This window comes from Flavobacterium reichenbachii, from assembly GCF_002217435.1.
Taxonomy (GTDB): Bacteria; Bacteroidota; Bacteroidia; order Flavobacteriales; family Flavobacteriaceae; genus Flavobacterium; species Flavobacterium reichenbachii.
Genome location: NZ_MUHF01000006.1, coordinates 27,792 through 48,978 on the forward strand (window position 1 = coordinate 27,792; position 21,187 = coordinate 48,978).

The 21,187-nt window shown below is 33.4% G+C and carries 20 protein-coding genes; 13 read left to right on the forward strand and 7 right to left on the reverse strand.

Annotated features, from left to right (window positions below):
- Nucleotides 1-52 precede the first annotated feature (52 nt).
- Together B0A68_RS06260 and B0A68_RS06265 are read left to right on the forward strand one after the other, a co-directional pair.
- Nucleotides 53-1,093: a sensor histidine kinase gene (locus B0A68_RS06260; RefSeq protein WP_035688867.1), complete on the forward strand. Its 1,041-nt coding sequence runs from the start codon at nucleotides 53-55 to the stop codon at nucleotides 1,091-1,093.
- Nucleotides 1,090-1,788 carry a LytR/AlgR family response regulator transcription factor gene (locus B0A68_RS06265; RefSeq protein WP_035688869.1) on the forward strand — a complete coding sequence of 233 codons (699 nt, stop codon included), beginning with the start codon at nucleotides 1,090-1,092 and terminating at the stop codon, nucleotides 1,786-1,788. The genes B0A68_RS06260 and B0A68_RS06265 overlap by 4 nt, the downstream gene beginning before the upstream one ends.
- 91 nt (nucleotides 1,789-1,879) lie before the next feature.
- On the opposite strand, the gene B0A68_RS06270 is transcribed toward B0A68_RS06265, so the two are convergent.
- Nucleotides 1,880-2,596 carry a DUF4386 domain-containing protein gene (locus B0A68_RS06270; RefSeq protein WP_035688872.1) on the reverse strand — a complete coding sequence of 239 codons (717 nt, stop codon included), beginning with the start codon at nucleotides 2,594-2,596 and terminating at the stop codon, nucleotides 1,880-1,882.
- Nucleotides 2,597-2,745: 149 nt separating this feature from the next.
- Between B0A68_RS06270 and B0A68_RS06275 the strand changes: the two genes are divergently transcribed.
- Nucleotides 2,746-3,219, forward strand: a complete 474-nt coding sequence (locus B0A68_RS06275; protein WP_035688875.1) for a hypothetical protein — start codon at nucleotides 2,746-2,748, stop codon at nucleotides 3,217-3,219.
- Nucleotides 3,220-3,366: 147 nt separating this feature from the next.
- A complete protein-coding gene (locus tag B0A68_RS06280; RefSeq protein WP_035688878.1) occupies nucleotides 3,367-3,825 on the forward strand; it encodes a hypothetical protein in 459 nt (152 codons plus the stop codon).
- 69 nt (nucleotides 3,826-3,894) lie between these two features.
- Here B0A68_RS06280 and B0A68_RS06285 read toward each other — a convergent pair whose 3' ends face one another.
- The 6 genes from B0A68_RS06285 to B0A68_RS06310 form a co-directional block, all read right to left on the reverse strand.
- Nucleotides 3,895-4,659: an SDR family oxidoreductase gene (locus tag B0A68_RS06285; RefSeq protein ID WP_035689465.1), complete on the reverse strand. Its 765-nt coding sequence runs from the start codon at nucleotides 4,657-4,659 to the stop codon at nucleotides 3,895-3,897.
- A 345-nt stretch (nucleotides 4,660-5,004) separates the two neighbouring features.
- A complete protein-coding gene (locus B0A68_RS06290) occupies nucleotides 5,005-5,730 on the reverse strand; it encodes an SDR family oxidoreductase (protein ID WP_035688881.1) in 726 nt (241 codons plus the stop codon).
- A 253-nt stretch (nucleotides 5,731-5,983) separates the two neighbouring features.
- Entirely contained in the window at nucleotides 5,984-6,907 is a 924-nt protein-coding gene (locus B0A68_RS06295; protein ID WP_035688884.1) for a helix-turn-helix domain-containing protein, read from the reverse strand.
- A 206-nt stretch (nucleotides 6,908-7,113) separates the two neighbouring features.
- Nucleotides 7,114-7,677 (reverse strand): 2'-5' RNA ligase family protein, encoded by a 564-nt coding sequence (locus tag B0A68_RS06300; protein WP_035688887.1) that lies wholly within the window; start codon nucleotides 7,675-7,677, stop codon nucleotides 7,114-7,116.
- Between the two features lie 30 nt (nucleotides 7,678-7,707).
- A complete protein-coding gene (locus tag B0A68_RS06305) occupies nucleotides 7,708-8,022 on the reverse strand; it encodes a hypothetical protein (RefSeq protein ID WP_035688889.1) in 315 nt (104 codons plus the stop codon).
- 565 nt (nucleotides 8,023-8,587) lie between these two features.
- Nucleotides 8,588-9,493, reverse strand: a complete 906-nt coding sequence (locus tag B0A68_RS06310; protein ID WP_035689466.1) for an alpha/beta hydrolase — start codon at nucleotides 9,491-9,493, stop codon at nucleotides 8,588-8,590.
- Between the two features lie 459 nt (nucleotides 9,494-9,952).
- On the opposite strand from B0A68_RS06310, the gene B0A68_RS06315 reads away from it, so the two are divergent.
- From B0A68_RS06315 to B0A68_RS06355, 9 genes are all read left to right on the forward strand, one after another.
- On the forward strand, nucleotides 9,953-11,545 hold the full coding sequence (locus tag B0A68_RS06315; RefSeq protein ID WP_035689469.1) for an MFS transporter: 1,593 nt from the start codon (nucleotides 9,953-9,955) through the stop codon (nucleotides 11,543-11,545).
- A 46-nt stretch (nucleotides 11,546-11,591) separates the two neighbouring features.
- Nucleotides 11,592-12,908, forward strand: a complete 1,317-nt coding sequence (locus B0A68_RS06320; RefSeq protein ID WP_035688892.1) for an MFS transporter — start codon at nucleotides 11,592-11,594, stop codon at nucleotides 12,906-12,908.
- 89 nt (nucleotides 12,909-12,997) lie between these two features.
- Nucleotides 12,998-13,837 carry a 5-dehydro-4-deoxy-D-glucuronate isomerase gene (kduI, locus tag B0A68_RS06325; protein ID WP_084679169.1) on the forward strand — a complete coding sequence of 280 codons (840 nt, stop codon included), beginning with the start codon at nucleotides 12,998-13,000 and terminating at the stop codon, nucleotides 13,835-13,837.
- Between the two features lie 5 nt (nucleotides 13,838-13,842).
- A complete protein-coding gene (locus tag B0A68_RS06330; protein WP_035688899.1) occupies nucleotides 13,843-14,634 on the forward strand; it encodes a gluconate 5-dehydrogenase in 792 nt (263 codons plus the stop codon).
- Between the two features lie 25 nt (nucleotides 14,635-14,659).
- Nucleotides 14,660-16,066 (forward strand): glucuronate isomerase, encoded by a 1,407-nt coding sequence (gene uxaC, locus B0A68_RS06335; RefSeq protein ID WP_035688902.1) that lies wholly within the window; start codon nucleotides 14,660-14,662, stop codon nucleotides 16,064-16,066.
- A 10-nt stretch (nucleotides 16,067-16,076) separates the two neighbouring features.
- Nucleotides 16,077-17,099, forward strand: coding sequence for a sugar kinase (locus B0A68_RS06340; protein WP_035688906.1), 1,023 nt, complete (start codon nucleotides 16,077-16,079; stop codon nucleotides 17,097-17,099).
- An 11-nt stretch (nucleotides 17,100-17,110) separates the two neighbouring features.
- Nucleotides 17,111-17,779: a bifunctional 4-hydroxy-2-oxoglutarate aldolase/2-dehydro-3-deoxy-phosphogluconate aldolase gene (locus B0A68_RS06345; protein WP_035688909.1), complete on the forward strand. Its 669-nt coding sequence runs from the start codon at nucleotides 17,111-17,113 to the stop codon at nucleotides 17,777-17,779.
- 218 nt (nucleotides 17,780-17,997) lie between these two features.
- Nucleotides 17,998-19,443: a tagaturonate reductase gene (locus tag B0A68_RS06350; protein ID WP_035688912.1), complete on the forward strand. Its 1,446-nt coding sequence runs from the start codon at nucleotides 17,998-18,000 to the stop codon at nucleotides 19,441-19,443.
- A gap of 40 nt (nucleotides 19,444-19,483) precedes the next feature.
- Nucleotides 19,484-21,106: a UxaA family hydrolase gene (locus B0A68_RS06355; RefSeq protein ID WP_035688915.1), complete on the forward strand. Its 1,623-nt coding sequence runs from the start codon at nucleotides 19,484-19,486 to the stop codon at nucleotides 21,104-21,106.
- Nucleotides 21,107-21,187: the final 81 nt, after the last annotated feature.

A 21,187-nucleotide genomic window follows, 5' to 3' on the forward strand; every position in this document is an offset into this window, starting at 1 on the left:
AAAAAATAATTAATTATTTGTCCGTACTTTGCACTCTATTTAAGTTTTAAAAATGAATAAAAAATTTGATAATATACTGGATAACAAATGGTGGCAGGAAATTGCCGTCGTCGGTTTTTCCTTTACTATATACACGCTCAAAAATGATTGGATGTTGTTTAGTTCTCTAATATCCGTTTTAATGGGCATCTTTTTCTACTTCGTTCTTTACATGCATGCCCAGTTCAATCGTTTTTTTCTTCTTCCGATATTATTTAAAACACGCCGTCCGGTAACTTATATATTCTTAACACTTTTTGGAGTTCTTTTATTCTCTATTGTTTTATACGAAATGACAATGCTCGATATGTTTAGCAATTGTCATTTGTATCAGAACTCACATCAAAAAAGTTATGTATACCAATTGGCAAGCGTTTTAGGAACTTTGGTCTGCATTTTAAGTCCGATTATTGTTTTTAAATTCTACAGAATTCACAGAAAAAGAACCGAAGAAGCATTGTTGTTCAACCAAATGCAGCTCAATTCGCTAAAAGGACAATTAAATCCGCATTTTTTATTCAATACTTTTAATACACTTTACGGAATCAGTTTGGAATTTCCAGACAGAACGCCAGATTTAATCATGAAGGTTTCGCAGTTAATGCGTTATCAGTTAGAAAGTAACAGCAAACAATGTGTATCTTTAGAAGATGAACTGGAATTTATAAACAGTTATGTACAGCTTGAAAAAGAGCGTGTTGGGTATCGATGCGATATTACTTATGATTGTAAAATTGACAATGAAAATGCCTATAAAATTTCGCCGATGCTTTTAATCGCTTTTATCGAAAATGCTTTTAAACATGGTACCTGCGCTATTGAAAAATGTTTTGTTAGAATTTTTATTACAGTCGAAGACGGACAATTGCATCTTCATGTGGTAAATTCAATTCCGACGAAAAAGAACGAGGTGATTTCGACTAAAATTGGTTTAAAAAATACGATTGAAAGACTGAATTTGATTTTTGGAAAAAACTATAAACTCGACATTCAGGACAATAAAAATACTTATATAGTCGATTTGAAGTTGCAGCTCAAAAGGTTTGTAGAATGAGAGATCCCAAAAAATGTATAATTGTAGATGATGAGCCGGCTGCGCATTATGTGCTGGCGAATTATATCAAGCAGAATCCGCAGTTAGAATTGGTTTTTCAAGGTTATAACGGAATCGAAGCTATGAATTATCTTCGGGAAAATACGGTAGATTTAATGTTTCTGGACATCAATATGCCGGAAATTTCGGGAATGGAATTATTAAAGATTATTCCCAATCATCCTAAAACCATTCTGACGACCGCTTATTCTGAATTTGCTCTTGAAAGTTATGATTATGGAGTTATTGATTATTTATTAAAACCAATTTATTTCCCCAGATTTTTAAAAGCTATAGATCGTTATTTTTCTATGGAAAATGCCATTGCAAAATCTGATGAAGTTATCGTAAATTCTATTAGTGTAAAAATCGACGGTTATTTTATGGATATCGAATTAGACACACTTTTGTTTGCACAGAGTTTTGGTAATTATGTAAAACTTCACACTGCCAAAAGAACCTATCTGGCGTCTATAACTACAAGTGAGTTAGAAAAATGTCTGCCAGAGAAGAGTTTTATACGCATTCATAAATCATACATTGTGGCACTCGATAAAATTGAAACCACAGATAAAGATTTTGTTATCATTAAAAATGAAAAAATACCAGTAGGAATTACCTATAAAAGAGAATTATCAGACCGATTAAAAAAATAATTACCGAAAAGAAAATTGCTTACTAATTCAATTAATTTTCAAAAAAAAGGCCTGCAAGAATTATTTCTGCAGGCTTTTTTGATTCTGATAATTATATAAATTTCTGTTTCCAGATCGTCAGGTTTACTCCTTTAAAAATAAGCCATAAACTCAAAGAAAGTTCGGCAATAAGGCAGGGCATTAACAGCATAATACTAGAAAGCTGCGGTGCTAAGATTAAAGCAAAACTATTAAACAGATAACATATTCCTGCAATCGACATTAGTACTCCAATTACTTTTGGGAAATAGCCCGATTTAAAAATTAAGTAACCTTCAAAAAGACATACAAATCCAAAAAAGATCAACCCGATTCCAAAACCAAAATCATGCAGTTTGATCGAAAGATAAGCCAGAGTATGCAGCTGATCTGTAGTAAATGTTTTTAAATATTCGGCATCTCCAAGGAAAAATAATGCCGCCAGAAGATTTAATTTGTTGGCTACTAAGACCGCAGTTTGAATTAAATTAAAAGATAAATTAAGCAAAGCCAGTTTTTTGCTTATTGGTCTTAAGAGATAGTACAAAATAATCATAACTGGTAAATCGCAAATCTGCATAATCAGATCAGCTGTAATTCCGATTTTCCATAAAAATGGAGAATTTATAATGTTGTTTGCCGTAGCATTTGCATCTCCTGAAACGAATAGTTTATTTCGCACAAAAGTCTCGGCACAAAAGCCCATTACGATAATTATAAGATACAATATACCAGCTGTGCGGGCATAATTTTTTGGTGAATTTTCGAGATTCTGTAGGTTAAATTTCATTTGGCTAAAATTATTTTAAAGTATGACGATTGTGAATTAAAATTGTTACTAAGTTCTTTAACTTTTTTTTAAGACTTCATCTTTTCTTCATTTTAAAGTAGTAATTTTAGTACGGTAATTTAAGAGTATTAATTTTTTAAATACAAATCATGAAAAAGTTTTTCTTTATAATCAGCTTTTTATATACTAGTTTCTTAATAGCACAAAATGGAGTTTCTGTAAATAAAATAATTACTCCTCCAGAAAAAGTTGTGTTTACATTTCAAAAAGAGTATCCTGGTAAAATACCGGTCTGGACATTGAAATATGTAGGTGATGACGATGATGAAATTCGCTATGAAGCTAAATTTAACGCGGCTAAAAATACAAATGCGCTAGCCGTTTATGATAATTTGGGTGTTTTGAAAGCCTATGAACAGCAAATTCCGTTAAGTCAGCTTCCGCAAAAGGCTCAGGCTTACTTAAAGAAAAACTATGCCGCAAACGCAATTAAAGAAATTGCAGTTGTAGTAGACGACAGAAACAAAACAACATATGAAGTAGGGATACAAAAAGATTCCAAATTTTACGATGTTGTATTTGATAAAAATGGTGGCTTTGATGTGATCATAGAAAAAGACTAAAGGAACTTACTAATTCAATTATATTTAAAACAAAGCCCCGCAGTTCTTAAGACTGACGGGTTTTTCATTTTAAAAAAATAAAACACTATATATTTTTATGTAATACTTTTATTACTTTATTTTGTAGTTTCAAATTTAAATAGAATAATGAAAAACTACTTTTTATTGATTACTTTTTTATTTTGCAGTTCTATTATTGCACAGAACAGCTTATTGTTACCTCCAGAAAATGTTCAGATGGCTTTTAAAAATAAATATCCCTCAAAAATACCGATTTGGTCAATTGAGTACAGTAACAACCAGAAAGAAGAAGTTGAATTTGAAGCACAATTTGCGGAAACGTCTGGTATTAAAGCCTGTGCAGTTTATGATCAAAGCGGTGCTTTTAAGGCCTACAAAGTTCCTATTCAGTTAAATAAACTACCTAAAAAAGTACAAATCTATCTGAAGAAAAATTATACTTTAAAGTTTATCAAAGAAATTTTGAATGTTCTGGATGATAAAAATGCTTCGTCGTACAGCGTATCATTAAGGAAAAATGCAAAATTGTACAGACTCATTTTTGATGCAAACGGAGATTATAAAGACAGGACAAGATTGATCTAATAAAATTATATTTAAAATAACAAAACCCGTACTTTTATAAAACTGACGGGTTTTGTTATTTTTTATTACTTATAAATTCATTCCGCCAGAAACTTCAAGACGCTGTGCATTTACCCAGTGGGCATCTTCGGTACATAAAAAAGCAACAACGCCCCCAATATCATCAGGAAGACCAACTCTTCCTAAAGCTGTAATTGAGGCAAGAGTTTTATTTAACTGCTCGTTATCACGTACAACGCCGCCTCCAAAATCTGTTTCGATAGCACCAGGAGCAACGACATTTGCTTTTATCTGTCTTTCTCCTAATTCTTTTGCCTGATATTTGGTTAAAGTTTCGATTGCGCCTTTCATAGAAGCATAGGCTGCATAACCGGGTGTAGAAAAACGTGCCAAACCAGTTGAGATATTGATAATACCGCCGCCATTATTCATTAGATTTAATGCTTTTTGAGTTAAGAAAAATGGACCTTTAAACTGAATATTCGTCAGTTGATCAAACTCAGCTTCCGTAGTTCCGATAAATGAATTATGAATTCCGATTCCGGCATTATTCACTAAAAAGTCGAATTTATTAGTTTTGAAAGTGCTTGCCAAAGTTTCTGAAACGCTCGTAAAAAAAGAATCAAAAGTACTTGAATCAGCGACGTTCAATTGAAGTGCCGCTGCATTTTGACCTAAGTTTTCTATTTCTTTTACGACCAAATCAGCTTCTTCTTTTTTACTGTTGTAAGTGATAATTACGTCAATTCCTTTTTTTGCAATTGCGATTGCCATATTTTTTCCTAAGCCTCTGCTTCCTCCAGTTACCAGAGCTATTTTTGTATTTACTGCCATATTTTTTTTAATTGTGAATTGTGATTTTTTTTTAACACATAGAAACATAGATTCTGTTTTGATTTTAAAGGACTTCAAAAAGAAACTACTTTCTAAAACATAGTAATAACTGTATCAGAAAAATGATTTTTTAAAATTCCATTTTCTATGTTTATTTAAACAAATGAAATGCCTTTTTTTGAGCGTTTACAAATCTATGTTTCTATGTGTTAAATCATTATGTTTAATAAAATTACGAAAAATGATTTTTTTAAAGTTCATCTTTCTATGTTTGTTCAAACAAATGAAATGCCTTTTTTAAGCGTTAATAATATCTATGCTTCTATCTGTTAAATCATTATGAAATTAGTTAGAATGTAAAGCGTTAAAGGATGCTTTTAATTCTGGTACGCTTGCGTTTAATCTCGTTTCGCTGGTTCCAAAAGTAAGCTCGTCTTTTCCTTGTTTTAACTGCTCAAAAATAGATTCGATAAAACTGCTTACACTCGGATGAGCATCGTGAAGACCAATTCCTCCAAGATCTGTATTTAGCGCGGGCGGAATAATTTCGATCACTTCGATATTTTTTGACTTTAATAAATGACGAAGTGAAAGCGTAAACGAGCGGAAGAAAGCTTTTGTAGCCGAATAAACCGGAACTTTTGCAAAAGGTGAAAATGCTAGTCCAGAAGTTACATTTAGTACTGTAGTAAGCGATTTTAACTGAATAAATAAAGAAGTTAAGTGCAGCGGTGCTTCAATATTTGTAGAAAGCTCTGTTTTCATACTTTCATAAAAATCTGCGTCCGTTACAGAAACCCATTTTTGAATTCCGGCGTTGTTGATTAAAACATTTAAATCAGGATGATTTTCAGAAATCCATTTGAAAAGCTCAATTCGTTCTTCTTCTATAGATAAGTCGCACACTTTAGTAATTACCGAAGGAAACTTTGCTTTAACTTCATCTAAAACAGATTCTCTTCTGCCGCAAATAATTACGGTATTGTTTTCCTCAATAAATCTTTCGGTAAGTCCAAATCCGATGCCGCTTGCACCGCCTGTTATTAAAATTTTGTTGTTTGATAAATTCATCTTTTCGATCTTTTAAATTGATAAGACAAAGGTAGGAGTGAAGGAGTGATGAAGAATTGTAAATTTCAAACCGATGTTTGCGAAATTCAAATCGAATGCTGTTTTGAACTTTGTCAAAGTTTCAAACTTTGACAAAGTTTTCGAAACCTGAAACCTGAAACCTGAAACCTGAAACCTGAAACCTGAAACCTGAAACCTGAAACCTGAAACCTGAAACCTGAAACCTGAAACCTGAAACCTGAAACAAAAAGCATTAAGTTCTAAAAGCCAAAGGCGTTATTGAAGTTTGTTTTTTAAAGAAATTAGAAAAATGCGCCAACTCTTCGAAACCCAGAGAATAAGCGATTTCAGAAATATTCCAATCCGTTTGTTTCAAAAGAATTTTGGCTTCGTTTGTCAAGCGGCTGCTTATTAATTCTGTTGTGGTTTTTCCTGTATTTTCCTTTAAAACTTTATTTAAATGATTTACGTGAACTGATAATCTTGTTGCAAAATCTTTGGCAGTTCTTAATTCTAAACGCTGATTTGGGGATTCTATTGGGAATTGTCTTTCCAGTAATTCTGCAAATAAAGAAGAAACTCTCGCTGCCGAATTGTGTTTAGAATAAAGCGCGGTAATAGGCTGTAATTTTTGCCCGAAGTGAATTAACTCCGCAACATAATTTCGAATTAAATCATATTTGTAGATATAATCAGAATTAATTTCTTTTTGTATTTTATTGAAAATCAATTCAACTTCGAAAACTTCCTCGTCAGAAAGCTGAAAAATAGGATATCCGTCTGAAGCGAAAATAGGAAGTTCATCCAAATCGATTCCACTTTTGTTTTTGGATAAAAATTCGCTGGTAAAAACACAAAATTGTCCCGACTGGTTGGTGTCTTGCGGTACATAATTGTACGGAATTTTTGGCGTTGCAAATAAAAGTCCTTGTTTTTCGATTTCGATTATTTTATCAGCATACTCGGCTCTGTTTTTCCCTCGAATTAAACTTATTTTATAATAAGCTCTTCGATCATACGGCATAATCGATTTTCCTTGAAGACGCTCTAAAAGTTCTTTAATATCAAATACATTAAAATGGCCAATTTCTTTTTGAATATCATTTGGTAATAAAGAATTTGGTTCAACTGTTGAGCCTTCGGTTATGTCTTTATAAAAAGAATCTAGAGATTTCATATGTAGTGAATTGTAAAATTCAAATATACGAAAATATATAATAAGGTTTTTTTAGTTGAGGTTTCAAGTTTTAGGCTGCTGAACTTTGTGGTGATTGAATCGTAAAGGGCGCAAGGTTTTGTATTAAATTGCGCTTAGCAATCGCAAAGTTCGCAAAGCTGGTGTAATACAAAGGTTTGAGAAGTTTGCGTTTATTGCGGTTAAACTTAAAACAAGCTTCCCTGCACAAATTCAGGCTGTGTATTTCCATTAAAAGAAAAGGTATCAATAACAAAAAACTGTTTTTTTACGGGATCAAGTTCTCTTAAAACTATTTCTTTGCACAAAAAATCAATCTCAATTGTAGTAAAAAGCTGTGCTGCAATTTTTAGATTCTCTGGAATTAATTTTCTGCCAATAGACATATGAGGATCGTCACTTTTTTTCAGCTTCAAGGATTTTAAAGTCTCTTGAATTTTTTTCATAATCGGTTTTAATTTGTTTTTTGATTCTTCATTTGGTGCAATAAAGAAAGCGCCGGCATTTTCATAAGAACCAAAATGATCTAAATGAACCGAAAATGGAGTAAAAGTATCTGCAGTCTTAAATAATTTTTCTTTGTATTGATTTATTTGGGATTCATCAATGGTAAATTCGCAGATCGTTATATGCGCTGTAGAATTACAGCTGTTATACCAGTCTATTTTGCTTTTTAGGTAATCTTTCATCGTTTTGACAGAGTCCATAACCTCTTGCGAAGGATAAACAGCGACAGAGAATTTCTTTTCCATTTATGATTTAATTTAAGCAGATTTACGGTTTTATAACTTTCCTCTCAAATGTAAGCGATGCAGGATTTCAGATCTTAACAAACCGCTTCCGCCGCCAAAATGCTCAATTACTTCAACTTCGGGCTGTTGTTTTAGGCAGAAAGAAGTAAACTCTTTTTCAACATGATCTTCGATAGCAGAACTTAATAAAACGATGTCTATTTTATTTTTTGTAAAATAATCTTGAGCTGTTTTTTCATCATTAAAGCTTACAGCATTCCAATCGTCGTAAGCATTTACAAGTCTGGTTAAGACCGCTAATATTGGTTCGTTTTTCCCGAGTATTAAAAATTCATATGTTTTCATAATAAGTACTTTAGAATACAAATTTATTTTTTTAAAAATAATTCAGACTTAATCTAGGACAAGAAAAAGATTTTTTTTGAACCAGCAATTTTTTAAAGAATTAAAACGACATTTTATTCTTCATTTTCTGTTTTTAAAAAAATATATCAACTTCTTTTGCTTTTTAAATATCTGCAAAACAGATGTATATGTTGTTTTAGCGTTAAGAAATTGAAAATATTTTACCCGAATGTGGAAAACCGTAAGGTATTGCTAAATGTACGCTATAGATTTGTGGTTATAGAAACCTAGTTATGATTTTTTTTTTACCTATTTAGTTTTAAATAATTGGTTTCTATGTAACTGTTTTTGGAGAAACAAGTTTAAAAAAGAAAGATTTGACATATTCATTTGATCGTGGGTAAACTTTGTATAATTTGCAACCAATACAAAAAGTTTTGATTTTTCTATAGGTTTTTAGATGCAGCTTTCAGCCGGTGTCTAAAAACCTTTTTTTATTAAAAAAAAATGTTCCTCCAGAATTAAAACTCCGAAGAAACATTATAAGTGTTTATACAGATTTTTATTAGAGAAAATTTTTTGCTTTGAGCCAATCTTCACATTGTTTTGTCCAGAATTTACTAGTGTCTTTTACTCCTAAACCAAAACCGTGTCCGCCATTTTCGTATAAATGTAATTCTGCGGCAATTCCGTTTTTCTTCAGTGCTAAGTAATAATTTATACTATTTTCTGGTAAAACGGCATTGTCGTCGGTTGCGTGAACTAAAAATGCTGGCGGCGTTTGTGCTGTAACTTTTTTCTCGTTTGAAAAAGAATCAAGTAATTCTTGCGACGGATTATTACCCAGCAGACTAATTTGCGATCCTTTATGAGTAATGTCGTTTTGCATGGAGATTACGGGATAAATAAGCAGAGAGAAATCGGGACGAGCGCTTATTTTGGAATCTGAATTATAAATTTTATCATTGTAATGTGTGGATAGGGTAGAAGCTAAATGTCCGCCGGCAGAAAATCCCATAATGCCAATTTTACTAACGTCAAGATTCCATTTTGCAGCATTGCTTCTCACATATCGAACTGCTTCTTGTGCGTCTTGAAGCGGACCAATATTTTTGTTTTTCATTATCAAATCATTTGGCAGGCGATATTTTAAAACAAAAGCAGTAATTCCTAAACTATTAAGCCACAAAGCAACTTTTGTCCCTTCTTTATCAATTGCTAAATGAGTATATCCTCCTCCCGGAAGAATAATTACAGCAGTTTGATTGGGTTTTATTTCTTTTGGAAGAAAGATACTTAAGGTCGGAATCGAAACCTGACTTGTGCTTTGCACCTTTCCATCGGCACTATTTTCTTTTTCTTTATAATCTACGGCTTTAATTTCGTCTGGAATCGTTTTCCATAAAGGTATTATTTGATTCTGTGCTTGAAATTTAGTTGTTATAAATAAGACTATAGCCAAACTTATCAGAAAAGTTTTAGAATGATTTTGATGATTTTTTTTCAATTTTTAGAATTTAAGATGATTATAAATGTTAAAAACACACTTTATGTTGTATTATTGATAATGTAACAAATTAAAATCTCGTATTTTTTAGGGAATAAAACGTTCAATTGAAGCCTTTATTTTACTGGCTTTGTGTAGTTTTTCTATATAAAAAATTAGATCTTTACGAAATTGTACTTTAACAAATATATTATTTAATGTGTAATTTTGTGTTATATTTTTTAAATGATATGTTTATTTTGCATGATAAAATAATTTTTAATACAATTTATTTGGAATATACAGATTAAAAACTATATTTGTGCAATCGATTACATTATTTCGTTTTTTAACTGTTAATCTATTGATTTTAATATTTTAAACAGGTTAAAATTATTAATGAAATCCCCGCAAAAATTACAAAATTATAATACCAAACTTACTATGAACCACACCGATGCTGCTACTAGCCAAAACACTAAATCTACAGGAAAATACCGTTGGAGTATATGTGCACTATTGTTTTTTGCAACCACAATTAATTATTTAGATCGTCAGGTTCTTTCGTTGACTTGGAAAGATTCTATTGCTCCGGAATTTCACTGGACAAATAGTGATTATGGAGATATAACTGCTTTATTTTCGATATTTTACGCTGTTTCATTGTTGTTTGCTGGTCGATTTGTAGATTGGTTAGATACTAAAAAAGGATTTCTTTGGGCAATCGGAATTTGGTCAATAGGAGCTTGTCTTCATGCTTTTTGCGGTATTGCTACTTCTGGAATAATTACAGGAGATTGGTTTGTAGGCTTTCATGGGGCAAAAGAAATTATAAGCACCGTTCAGGATACTGCCTTGGTGATTAATGTGAGTGTTACTTTATTCATTTTTGCACGTTTTGTTCTGGCTGTTGGAGAAGCAGGAAACTTTCCTGCTGCTATTAAAACTACGGCAGAATATTTTCCAAAAAAAGACAGAGCTTTTGCAACTAGTATTTTTAATGCTGGTGCAACTGTCGGGGCTTTGGCGGCACCAGTTACAATTCCTTTTATCGCTAAAGCTTTTGGCTGGGAAATGGCTTTTATTATCATTGGAGCTTTAGGATTTATTTGGATGGGTTTCTGGATATTTATGTATGATAAACCAGAAAATCATAAAAATGTATCTGCTGAAGAATTGGCTTATATTCAACAAGATGATATTGCAGACAGTAAATTAGTAGGTTTCGTTCCTGAAACTAGTACAAAAGTATCTTTTAAAGACTGCTTTAAATATAAACAGACATGGGCTTTTGCATTTGGTAAATTTATGACTGACGGCGTTTGGTGGTTCTTTTTATTCTGGACTCCGGCTTATTTAAGTTCAGTTTACGGAATGGATTCTGCTCAGGCAGCTTGGCCATTGTTTGTTCTTTATGCTATTACGCTGCTGTCAATTATCGGAGGGTGGCTGCCGACTTATTTTGTAGAAAAAAAAGGTATGAATCCGTATGAAGGAAGGATGAGAGCGATGCTGATTTTTGCCTTTTTTCCTTTATTAGCATTAGCTGCTCAGCCTTTAGGTTATATTAGTTATTGGGTGCCGGTTATCATTATCGGAATCGCAGGTGCAGCACATCAGTCGTGGTCAGCAAATATTTTTACTACAGTTGGAGATATGTTTCCAAAGAAAGCAATCGCAACGATTACTGGTATCGGAGGATTAGCAGGAGGAATTGGTTCGACAATTATAAACAAAGGCTCTGGCGTATTATTTGATTTTACACAAAGAAATTGGAGTACTATAAATGGTCAGCCATTGTTAGAAAAATATCCACAACTTCAAAATGCAGTAACAGAAAAGGCTTTTCTGGCTGAAAGGGGAGTAGGGAATTTAGAAGAGTTTTTAAAGTCACTTACAAGTGCAGGACAAAATGTTGTAAATGGAATAAACACTGGATATATGATTATTTTTTCTATCTGTGCAGTTTGCTATTTAATAGGCTGGCTGGTAATGAAATCATTGGTTCCAAAATATAGCCCAATTAAAGATCTTTAAGAGATTTATATAAACTAACTAACCACAAACCAACCAAATTTAAGCTATGAACCAAGCAAATGCAGTAATTGGAAAATACCGCTGGACCATTTGCAGTTTAGTTTTTTTTGCTACAACTGTCAATTATCTGGATAGAAATGTAATAAGTTACCTTAGGCCTTTTTTAGCCGAAGCCTTTCACTGGACACCAGAACAGGAAGTAATAGATTATTCAAATATAGAATTAGCATTTAAAATCGCCTACGCAATCGGAATGTTGTTTGCCGGTGGATTCATAGATAAACTAGGAACAAAATTAGGTTATGCTATTGCAACAGGATTGTGGAGTTTAGCAGCAATAGGGCATGCGTTTGCAACCGGAACAGGAGGTTTTTTAATTGCACGTGTATTTTTAGGAATCACTGAAGCAGGAAACTTTCCGGCAGCGATTAAAGCCACAGCAGAATGGTTTCCGCAGAAAGAAAGAGCTTTAGCAACAGGAATATTCAATTCGGGCAGTAATATCGGGGCGATTATAGTGCCGCTTACCGTTCCTTTTATTGCAGAACATTATGGCTGGCAATGGGCTTTTATCTTAACAGGAATAGTTGGCTTTTTCTGGCTCGCGCTTTGGTTTTTATTGTATGAAGTGCCTCAAAAACAAAAACGTCTTTCTCAGGCAGAATTAGAATATATTACATCAGATCCGATAACAATACAGGAAGCAGAAGATACAGAAAAAGTTTCGTGGTTAAAATTGTTGTCATTTCGTCAAACCTGGGCATTTGCAATCGGGAAATTATTGACCGATCCAGTTTGGTGGTTTTATTTATTCTGGCTGCCCGATTTTTTAATGAAACAATACAAGCTTTCAGCTACAGAAATTATCTGGCCTTGTGCTCTGGTATACATGATAGGAAGTGTGGGAAGTATTGGCGGAGGATGGCTTCCGTTAAAATTAATTAATAATAACTGGCCGGCTTATAAAGCTAGAAAAACAAGTATGCTGTTGTATGCATTTGCGGTTCTTCCAGTTCTGTTTTCGCAATATTTAGGCGCTATAAATATGTGGTTTGCGATTTTGGTAATAGGATTAGCGGTTTCGGCACATCAGGCATGGAGCGCTAATATTTTTACAACGGTGTCAGACATGTTTCCAAAAAAGACCACAGCTTCTGTAACAGGAATCGGAGGTATGTTTGGTGCTTTTGGCGGTATTTTATTGACACTTGTAGTTCAGAAAAATATGTTTGTGTATTATACCAAACTAGGTAAAATAGAAACGGGTTATTTTATAATGTTTTGTATTTGCGGTGCATCATATTTAGCTGCGTGGTTAATAATGCATTTATTAGTTCCGAAAATGAAAAAGGTAGAATTATAATTTAAAATTGAAATAAATTTTAGTTTGAATTATGGTTTTTAAATATAAAAATATAATTTTGTGCAATCGATTACATTAAATTAAAAATTATGACAAAATATAGTTCAAGATACGCGTCAAGCCCTGAAGCAGTTAAAAAATATGATACTCAAGAATTGAGAAATGAATTCTTAATTGATGATCTAATGCAGCAGGACGAAATTGTATTGGTTTATTCTCATTACGACAGATATATTGCAGGATCTGCAGTTCCTGTAAAAGGTGATTTAACGTTAGAAACTATTGATCCGCTAAAAGCGCCTTATTTTTTAGAGCGAAGAGAAATTGGAATTATAAATGTTGGAGGAAGCGGTTCTGTTTTAGTTGAAGGAAAATCTTATGAGCTTGGATTTAAAGATGCTTTATACATCGGAAGCGGTAATAAAGAAGTAATTTTTAAAAGTACTGATGCTAATAATCCAGCTAAGTTTTATATTAATTCTGCACCAGCTCATACAACTTATCCAACGGTAAAAGTGAGTTTGGCAGAAGCAAATAAATTAGAATTGGGTACAATGGAAACGGCTAATCATCGTACGGTAAACCAAATGATTATTGGAAGTGTTGTAACAACCTGCCAATTGCAGATGGGAATGACAGAATTGCGTCCGGGAAGTGTTTGGAATACCATGCCGGCACATGTTCACGATCGCAGAATGGAAGTTTATTTCTATTTAGACATTCCGGAAAATCAGGCAGTTTGCCATTTTATGGGACAACCGCAAGAGACAAGACACATCTGGATGAACAATCATCAGGCAGTGATTTCTCCGCCATGGTCTATTCACTCTGGTTCAGGAACTAGTAATTATACTTTTATCTGGGGAATGGCGGGTGAAAATTTAGATTACGGAGATATGGATGTTTGTAAAATCACAGATTTAAGATAAGAATCATGACAAACTTATTTGATATAAAAGGAAAAGTTGCTCTTATTACAGGAAGTACACACGGACTGGGAATGGCAATGGCAAAAGGATTAGGTCAGGCTGGAGCAACAATTGTGGTGAATGGAAATTCTTCTCAGCAAAAAATTGATGATGCTGTGGCAGCGCTTAAAAGCGAAGGAATTAATGCAGTGGGTTACAGATTTAATGTAACGGAAGAAAAAGAAGTTATAGAAGCGGTTCAGAAAATTGAAAGTGAAGTTGGACCAATCGATATATTGATTAACAATGCTGGAATCATCAAACGAATTCCGCTTCTGGAAATGGAAGTTGCAGATTTTAGAGAAGTAATTGATATTGATTTAGTAAGTCCGTTTATTGTTTCTAAGCATGTTGCTAGAGGAATGATAGAAAGAAGACAAGGAAAAATCATCAATATCTGTTCTATGATGAGCGAATTGGGACGTAATACAGTTTCTGCATATGCTGCCGCAAAAGGAGGTCTAAAGATGCTGACTAAAAATATGGCGACAGAATGGGCAAAATACAATGTACAAATCAACGGAATTGGTCCTGGTTATTTTGCTACTGAACAGACAAAACCTATCCGCGTAGACGGACATCCGTTTAACGATTTCATTATCAGCAGAACACCGGCAGCCAAATGGGGAGATCCAAGTGATTTAGCCGGAGCAGCAATATTTTTATCTTCCAAAGCTAGTGATTTTGTAAACGGTCACATTTTATATGTTGATGGCGGTATCCTGGCAACTATTGGAAAACCATCAAACGAAGAATAATTTTTCAAATTAGATTTAAAAAGACATGAGCGCGAATACCACATTCATACACGATAATTTTTTATTAGAAAATAAATTTGCTGAAGAGTTATATCATAATTACTCTAAAAATCAGCCTATTATTGATTACCATAATCACCTTAATCCACAGTTTATTGCAGAAGATAAAATCTTCGATAATATTACTCAGGTTTGGATTAACGGAGATCACTATAAATGGCGTGCAATGCGTACTCTAGGAATCAATGAACAGTTTGTAACAGGAAATGGTTCTGATAAAGATAAATTTGTTAACTGGGCTAAAACAGTTCCGTACACCATGCGTAATCCTTTGTACCACTGGACGCATTTAGAATTGGCTCGTTATTTTGATATTTATGATTTATTGAATGAGAAATCAGCGGAGAAAATTTATATCGAAACTTCAGAGAAAATAAATTCTCAAGCGTACAGCACGCAAAACCTTCTTAAAAAAGTAAATGCTGAATTGGTTTGTACTACAGAAGATCCTATTGATAATTTAGAATTTCACCAGAAATTCTCAAATAATGCAACAGGCATAAAGATGAGTACAGCATTCAGACCTGACAAAGCCATCTTGATTTCTAATGATGGATATAATGCATATCTGGACACATTAGGGGATGTGTCCGGAGTTGCAATTAATACTTATGCTGATTTGCTTTCGGCATTAAGAAAAAGAATTGAATTCTTTAATGCAAACGGATGTAAATTAAGTGATCACGGTTTAGATCAGATTTACTTCGAAAACTTTACAGAAAATGAAATAAATGCCATTTTCAAAAAGAAAAGAGAAAATGGAGTATTGTCTTCAGAAGAAGCTTTAAAATTCCAAAGTGCTGTTTTGGTATTCTTATGTGAAACCTATCATGAATTTGGATGGGTACAGCAGTTTCACTTAGGGGCATTGCGTAACAATAATGCTCGTATGCACAGAATTTTAGGACCTGATACAGGATGGGATTCTATTGGAGATTATCCACAGGCGCAAAAGCTGTCAAGCTTTTTAAATGCATTAGACAGTAAAGATAAATTGACTAAAACAATTATTTACAATCTAAATCCTGCTGATAACGAAGTGATGGCAACAATGATTGGAAATTTTAATGACGGAAGCGTTAGAGGAAAAGTACAGTTTGGATCTGGATGGTGGTTTTTAGACCAAAAAGACGGAATGACAAAGCAGTTAAATGCACTTTCAAATATGGGATTAATCAGCTGTTTTGTTGGAATGCTGACAGATTCAAGAAGCTTCTTATCATTCCCAAGACACGAATATTTCAGACGTATTTTATGTAACCTTTTGGGAGACGAAATCAAAAGAGGTGAACTTCCAAATGATATGGAGTGGATCGGAAAATTAGTTTCTGATATTTCATACAACAATGCAAAAGAGTATTTTAAATTTTAATTAAGACAGAATGAGTAGAGTAGTTGCATTTGGAGAAATCATGCTGCGTTTATCAACAGAGAGACATTTACGTTTTTCGCAATCTACGGCATTTGGTGCTACGTATGGAGGCGGGGAGTTTAATGTATGTGTTTCTTTAGCGAATTACGGTATAAATGCTGAATTTGTTACACGATTACCTGAAAATGAAATTGGTTTTTCTGCATTAAAAGAAATTAGAAAAATGAATGTTGACTCTAAAAACATTGTTTATGGAGGAGAACGCTTAGGAATCTACTTTCTGGAAACAGGAGCAGGAACCCGTGGAAGTAATGTAGTTTATGATCGTGCCCACAGCGCGATGTCGACTATAGAAAAAGGTCAGGTTGATTGGGAAAAAGTTTTAGATGGAGCAGAATGGTTTCATTGGAGCGGTATTACTCCTGCAATCTCTCAAAGTGCAGCTGAAGCATGTCTGGAAGCAATTAAAACGGCTCATAAAAAAGGAATTAAAATTTCATGTGACTTAAACTATAGATCAAAACTTTGGCAGTATGGCAAAACGCCAAGTGAGGTAATGCCGGAAATGCTAAAATACAGCAATGTTATTTTAGGAGATATTGATACAGCATATTTTATGCTTGGAATCCCGAAAGTAAATCCAAATTATCAGGATGAAAAAACACTTCCAGCTGTATATGACAAATTGTTTGAATTAATTCCTAACCTAAAAATCGCCGCAACAACACTTCGTTATTCTGTTAGTGCTTCTCACCAAAGAATTGGCGGCATTTTATACGACGGAAAAGCAATTTACAGCGCAGCAGTAAAAGAAGTAACTCCGGTCGTGGATAGAGTAGGAAGCGGTGATGCATTTATGGGCGGATTGATTTACGGTTTGCTGGAATATCAAAGTAATAACCAAAGAGCGTTAGATTTTGCAGTGGCAGCTTGTTGTTTAAAACATACTATTGCAGGAGATTATAACTTGGTTACTTTAAAAGAAGTAGAGAATATGATTGATGGTGATGGTTCTGCATTAGTGTCAAGATAATTAATAAAGAAATGGCAAAATATTCAAGAATTGAAGTGGCTTCACAAATGAAAGAAAACGGAATGGTTCCGCTGTTTTTTCATTCGGATATTGAATTAAGCAAAAAAGTGCTGAAAGCTTGTTATGATGGTGGTTCCAGATTGATGGAGTTTACAAGCAGAGGTGATTTTGCTCATGAAGTATTTGGAGCTTTAAACAAATATGCTTTAGCAGAACTGCCGGGAATGATTTTAGGTGTTGGTTCTATTACAGATGCAGCTTCGGCTTCTTTGTACATGAGTTTAGGAGCTAATTTTATTGTAACACCAGTTTTTAGAGAAGATATTGCAATTGCCTGCAATCGACGTAAAGTATTATGGTCACCAGGCTGTGGAACTCTTACTGAAATTGCAAGAGCAGAAGAATTAGGGTGTGAAATTGTAAAATTATTTCCAGCTGATATTTACGGTCCGGAATTTATAAAAGCCATAAAAGGACCGTGTCCGTGGACAAGCATAATGCCTACAGGCGGTGTTTATCCAACGGTAGAAAGTTTAAGTTCTTGGTTAAATGCAGGTGCAACTTGTGTTGGTTTAGGTTCACAATTGATTTCAAAAGACATACTAGACAATAAAGACTTTGACGCATTGACAACAAAGGTCAGTCAGGTTCTTGATATTATAAAAGAGATTAGAAAATAGATTAAGGGGTAATCATGCCAACTCCTTATTTTATAAGTTTTTTTTAGATTTTTAGAGATTGTAATTGAACGTTACGCTTGAAAAATTTAGCCCGCCATTCCTCACAGCAGGTTTTATTTTGTTAATCGGGTGTAATGTTTCATTTGCAATTTAAAAGGCAGAAATAAAGAAATAAGGTTTATAAATGGTTATTTATAACGCATTAAAGAAAATTTAAAATGAAAAAATTAAATAGAATAAATACAGGATTAGAAAAGTTACAGCCAATTAAGGTAGTTCAGTTTGGAGAAGGTAACTTTTTAAGAGCCTTTGTTGATTATGCTTTTGACAAACTAAATAAAGAAGTTGATTTTAATGCCGGTATTGCAATAGTTCAACCTTTGAAAGACGGTATGGTAAATATGATTAACGATCAGGACGGTCTTTATACCTTATTTATGAACGGAATTAAAAAAGGTGAAAAGATACAGGATATTGAGTTAATTACTAATATTGTAAAAACTATAAACCCATATACTGAATTTGCAAATTATTTGGCTTTAGCCAAAGAAGAAGAACTTCAGTTTATTGTTTCTAATACTACAGAAGCTGGAATTGAATTTATTGAAAGTGATACTCCAGACATGCAGCCACCAGTGTCATTTCCTGCAAAATTGACGGTTTTATTATATGAAAGATTTAAACTTTTTAATGGAGATGCTTCTAAAGGAGTTACAATAATTCCTTGTGAATTAATTGATTATAACTCTGAGACGCTTAAAAAATATATTTTACAATATGTTGATTTATGGAAATTAGAAGATGCATTTAAAACTTGGGTATCAGATGCTTGTACCTATCATAGTACTTTGGTTGACAGAATTGTTCCTGGATATCCAAGAGCTGAAATTGAAGAATACAATAATAAATTAGATTATGAGGACAATTTAATTGTTGCGGCTGAACCTTTTTTCCTTTGGGCTATTGAAGGCGGGGATGATTTAAAAGCAAAATTGCCTTTTCACAAAACAGATTTGAATGTAAAAATCGTTGATGATATACGTCCTTTTAAAATGATTAAAGTTCGTATTTTAAACGGTGCGCATACGGCAATGGTTCCTTTTTCACTTTTGCACGGTAATAAATTAGTAATGGAAACTGTTAACGGAGATTTTACCGGAAAATTTGTAAATAGCGTTATTAGTGAAATTAGTGAAACTCTTGATATGGACAAAAATGAAATTACGGCCTATTCTGAGGAAGTAATGGACCGATTTAAAAATCCATTTATCAAACATGCACTTGCTGATATTGCATTAAATTCTGTATCGAAATTCAAAGTAAGAGTTTTGCCTAGTTTATTAGGATATTATAATGCTAACAAAAAATTGCCTGTTAATTTGACTTTTTCATTAGCGAGTTTAATTCGTTTCTACAAAGGAACTTGGAATGGTCAAAGCTTACCGGTTAAAGATGGTGAAGATATTGTTTTATTTTTTGATGGTCTTTGGAAATCAGATGATTATGAAAAAATAGCAAGACTTACATTGCAAAATAAAAGTTTCTGGGATGAAGATTTAACAGAAATCCCTGGATTGACAAAAGCAATTACAATTGCATTAGAAGAAATTGATGCAAATGGTATTGAAGCTGGCTTTGCTAAGTTTCAAGAAAGAATAAAATAAAAAAAAAACACATAAAAAGAACAAAGAACAAAGGTTAATTATGGCAACGCAGAAAAAATTAATAAAAGTTCATCCTACTGATAATGTAGCGGTAGCTTTGGTAAATCTTACAGCAGGCGAAGTAATTGATTTTGAAGGAGAATCAATTACCGTTGAGTCTGATGTAAAAATGAAACATAAGATTGCAATGGTTCCTTTTAATGTAGGAGACAGAATCATTATGTATGGTGTTTTGGTGGGAAAAGCAAGTGCAAGAATCGAAAAAGGAGGATTGCTTTCTACTTTGAACGTAAAACACGAAAGTGATAAAGTTACTGGTAAAACAGAAACTATTGGCTGGAATGCCCCAAATGTAGATAAATGGAAAGACAGAACGTGGCAGGGCTATCACAGAGAAGACGGGCAAGTAGGAACAGAGAATGTTTGGTTGTTTTTTCCTTTAGTTTTTTGTGAAAACAGAAACATCGAAATCTTAAAAGATATTTTTGAGAAAGAATTGATGAAACCTAAAGAAAACGATTATCAATTATTGCTGCGTTCTTTGGTGAAAACTGAAACTGGAGGTACTGGTAATGAAGCAGCTCATAATGATGCTAATTTATTTAATAATATCGAAGTTAAATTTATTACACACCAAGGCGGTTGCGGCGGAATTCGTCAGGATTCTCACAGTTTGGCTAAGTTATTGGCTGGTTATGTAAATAATCCAAACGTGGCTGGAGCTACAGTTTTGAGTTTAGGATGTCAGAACCTGCAGATTCAGATCTTTAAAGATGCATTAGACGCTATAAATCCAAACAGTAAAAAACCTGTTTTGATTTACGACCAGCAGGCTATTGGAACAATAGAAACAATGCTTAGCAGTGTTGTAAAAGATACTTTTGATGCTATCAAAAAAGCAAACGAAATTAAAAGAACTCCGGCGCCATTATCTAAACTAAGAATTGGATTAGAATGCGGTGGTTCTGATGGTTTCTCTGGAATTTCTGCAAACCCAACATTAGGAGTGTTATCTGATCATTTAGTTGCTTTGGGAGGAACTACGATTCTTTCTGAATTTCCTGAATTATGCGGAGTAGAACAGGAATTAGTAAATCGTTGTGTAGATGATAAGGATGGAAAACGTTTCTTAGACTTAATGCAATGGTACGAAAAAACAGTTGTAGATGCAGGTTCAGGATTTGATATGAATCCTTCTCCAGGTAACATTAAAGACGGTTTGATTACAGATGCAATGAAATCGGCTGGTGCTGCTAAAAAAGGAGGGACTTCACCAATTACAGGTGTTTTCGATTATGGAGAATATATTAATGAACCAGGCTTTACATTGTTATGTACGCCAGGAAATGACGTAGAATGTACTACTGCAATGGTGGGTTCCGGAGCGAATATGGTATTGTTTACAACAGGTTTGGGAACTCCGACAGGAAATCCTATTGCGCCAGTTGTAAAAATTTCATCAAACACTCAATTAGCAAATAAAATGTCTGATATTATTGATATTGATACTGGTGGAATTATTACTGGAGAAAAATCAATTAACGAGATGGCAGACGAAATGTTAGAGTTTATCATTGATGTTGCCAGCGGTACTATTAAGACCAAAGCAGCAATCTTAAATCAAAATGATTTTATTCCTTGGAAAAGAGGAGTATCTCTATAAAAAAATAAGATTTTACCATATAAGTTATACTAAGTTTTGATATAAAGCACAAAGCTAAGATGAACTTAAATCACTTATATG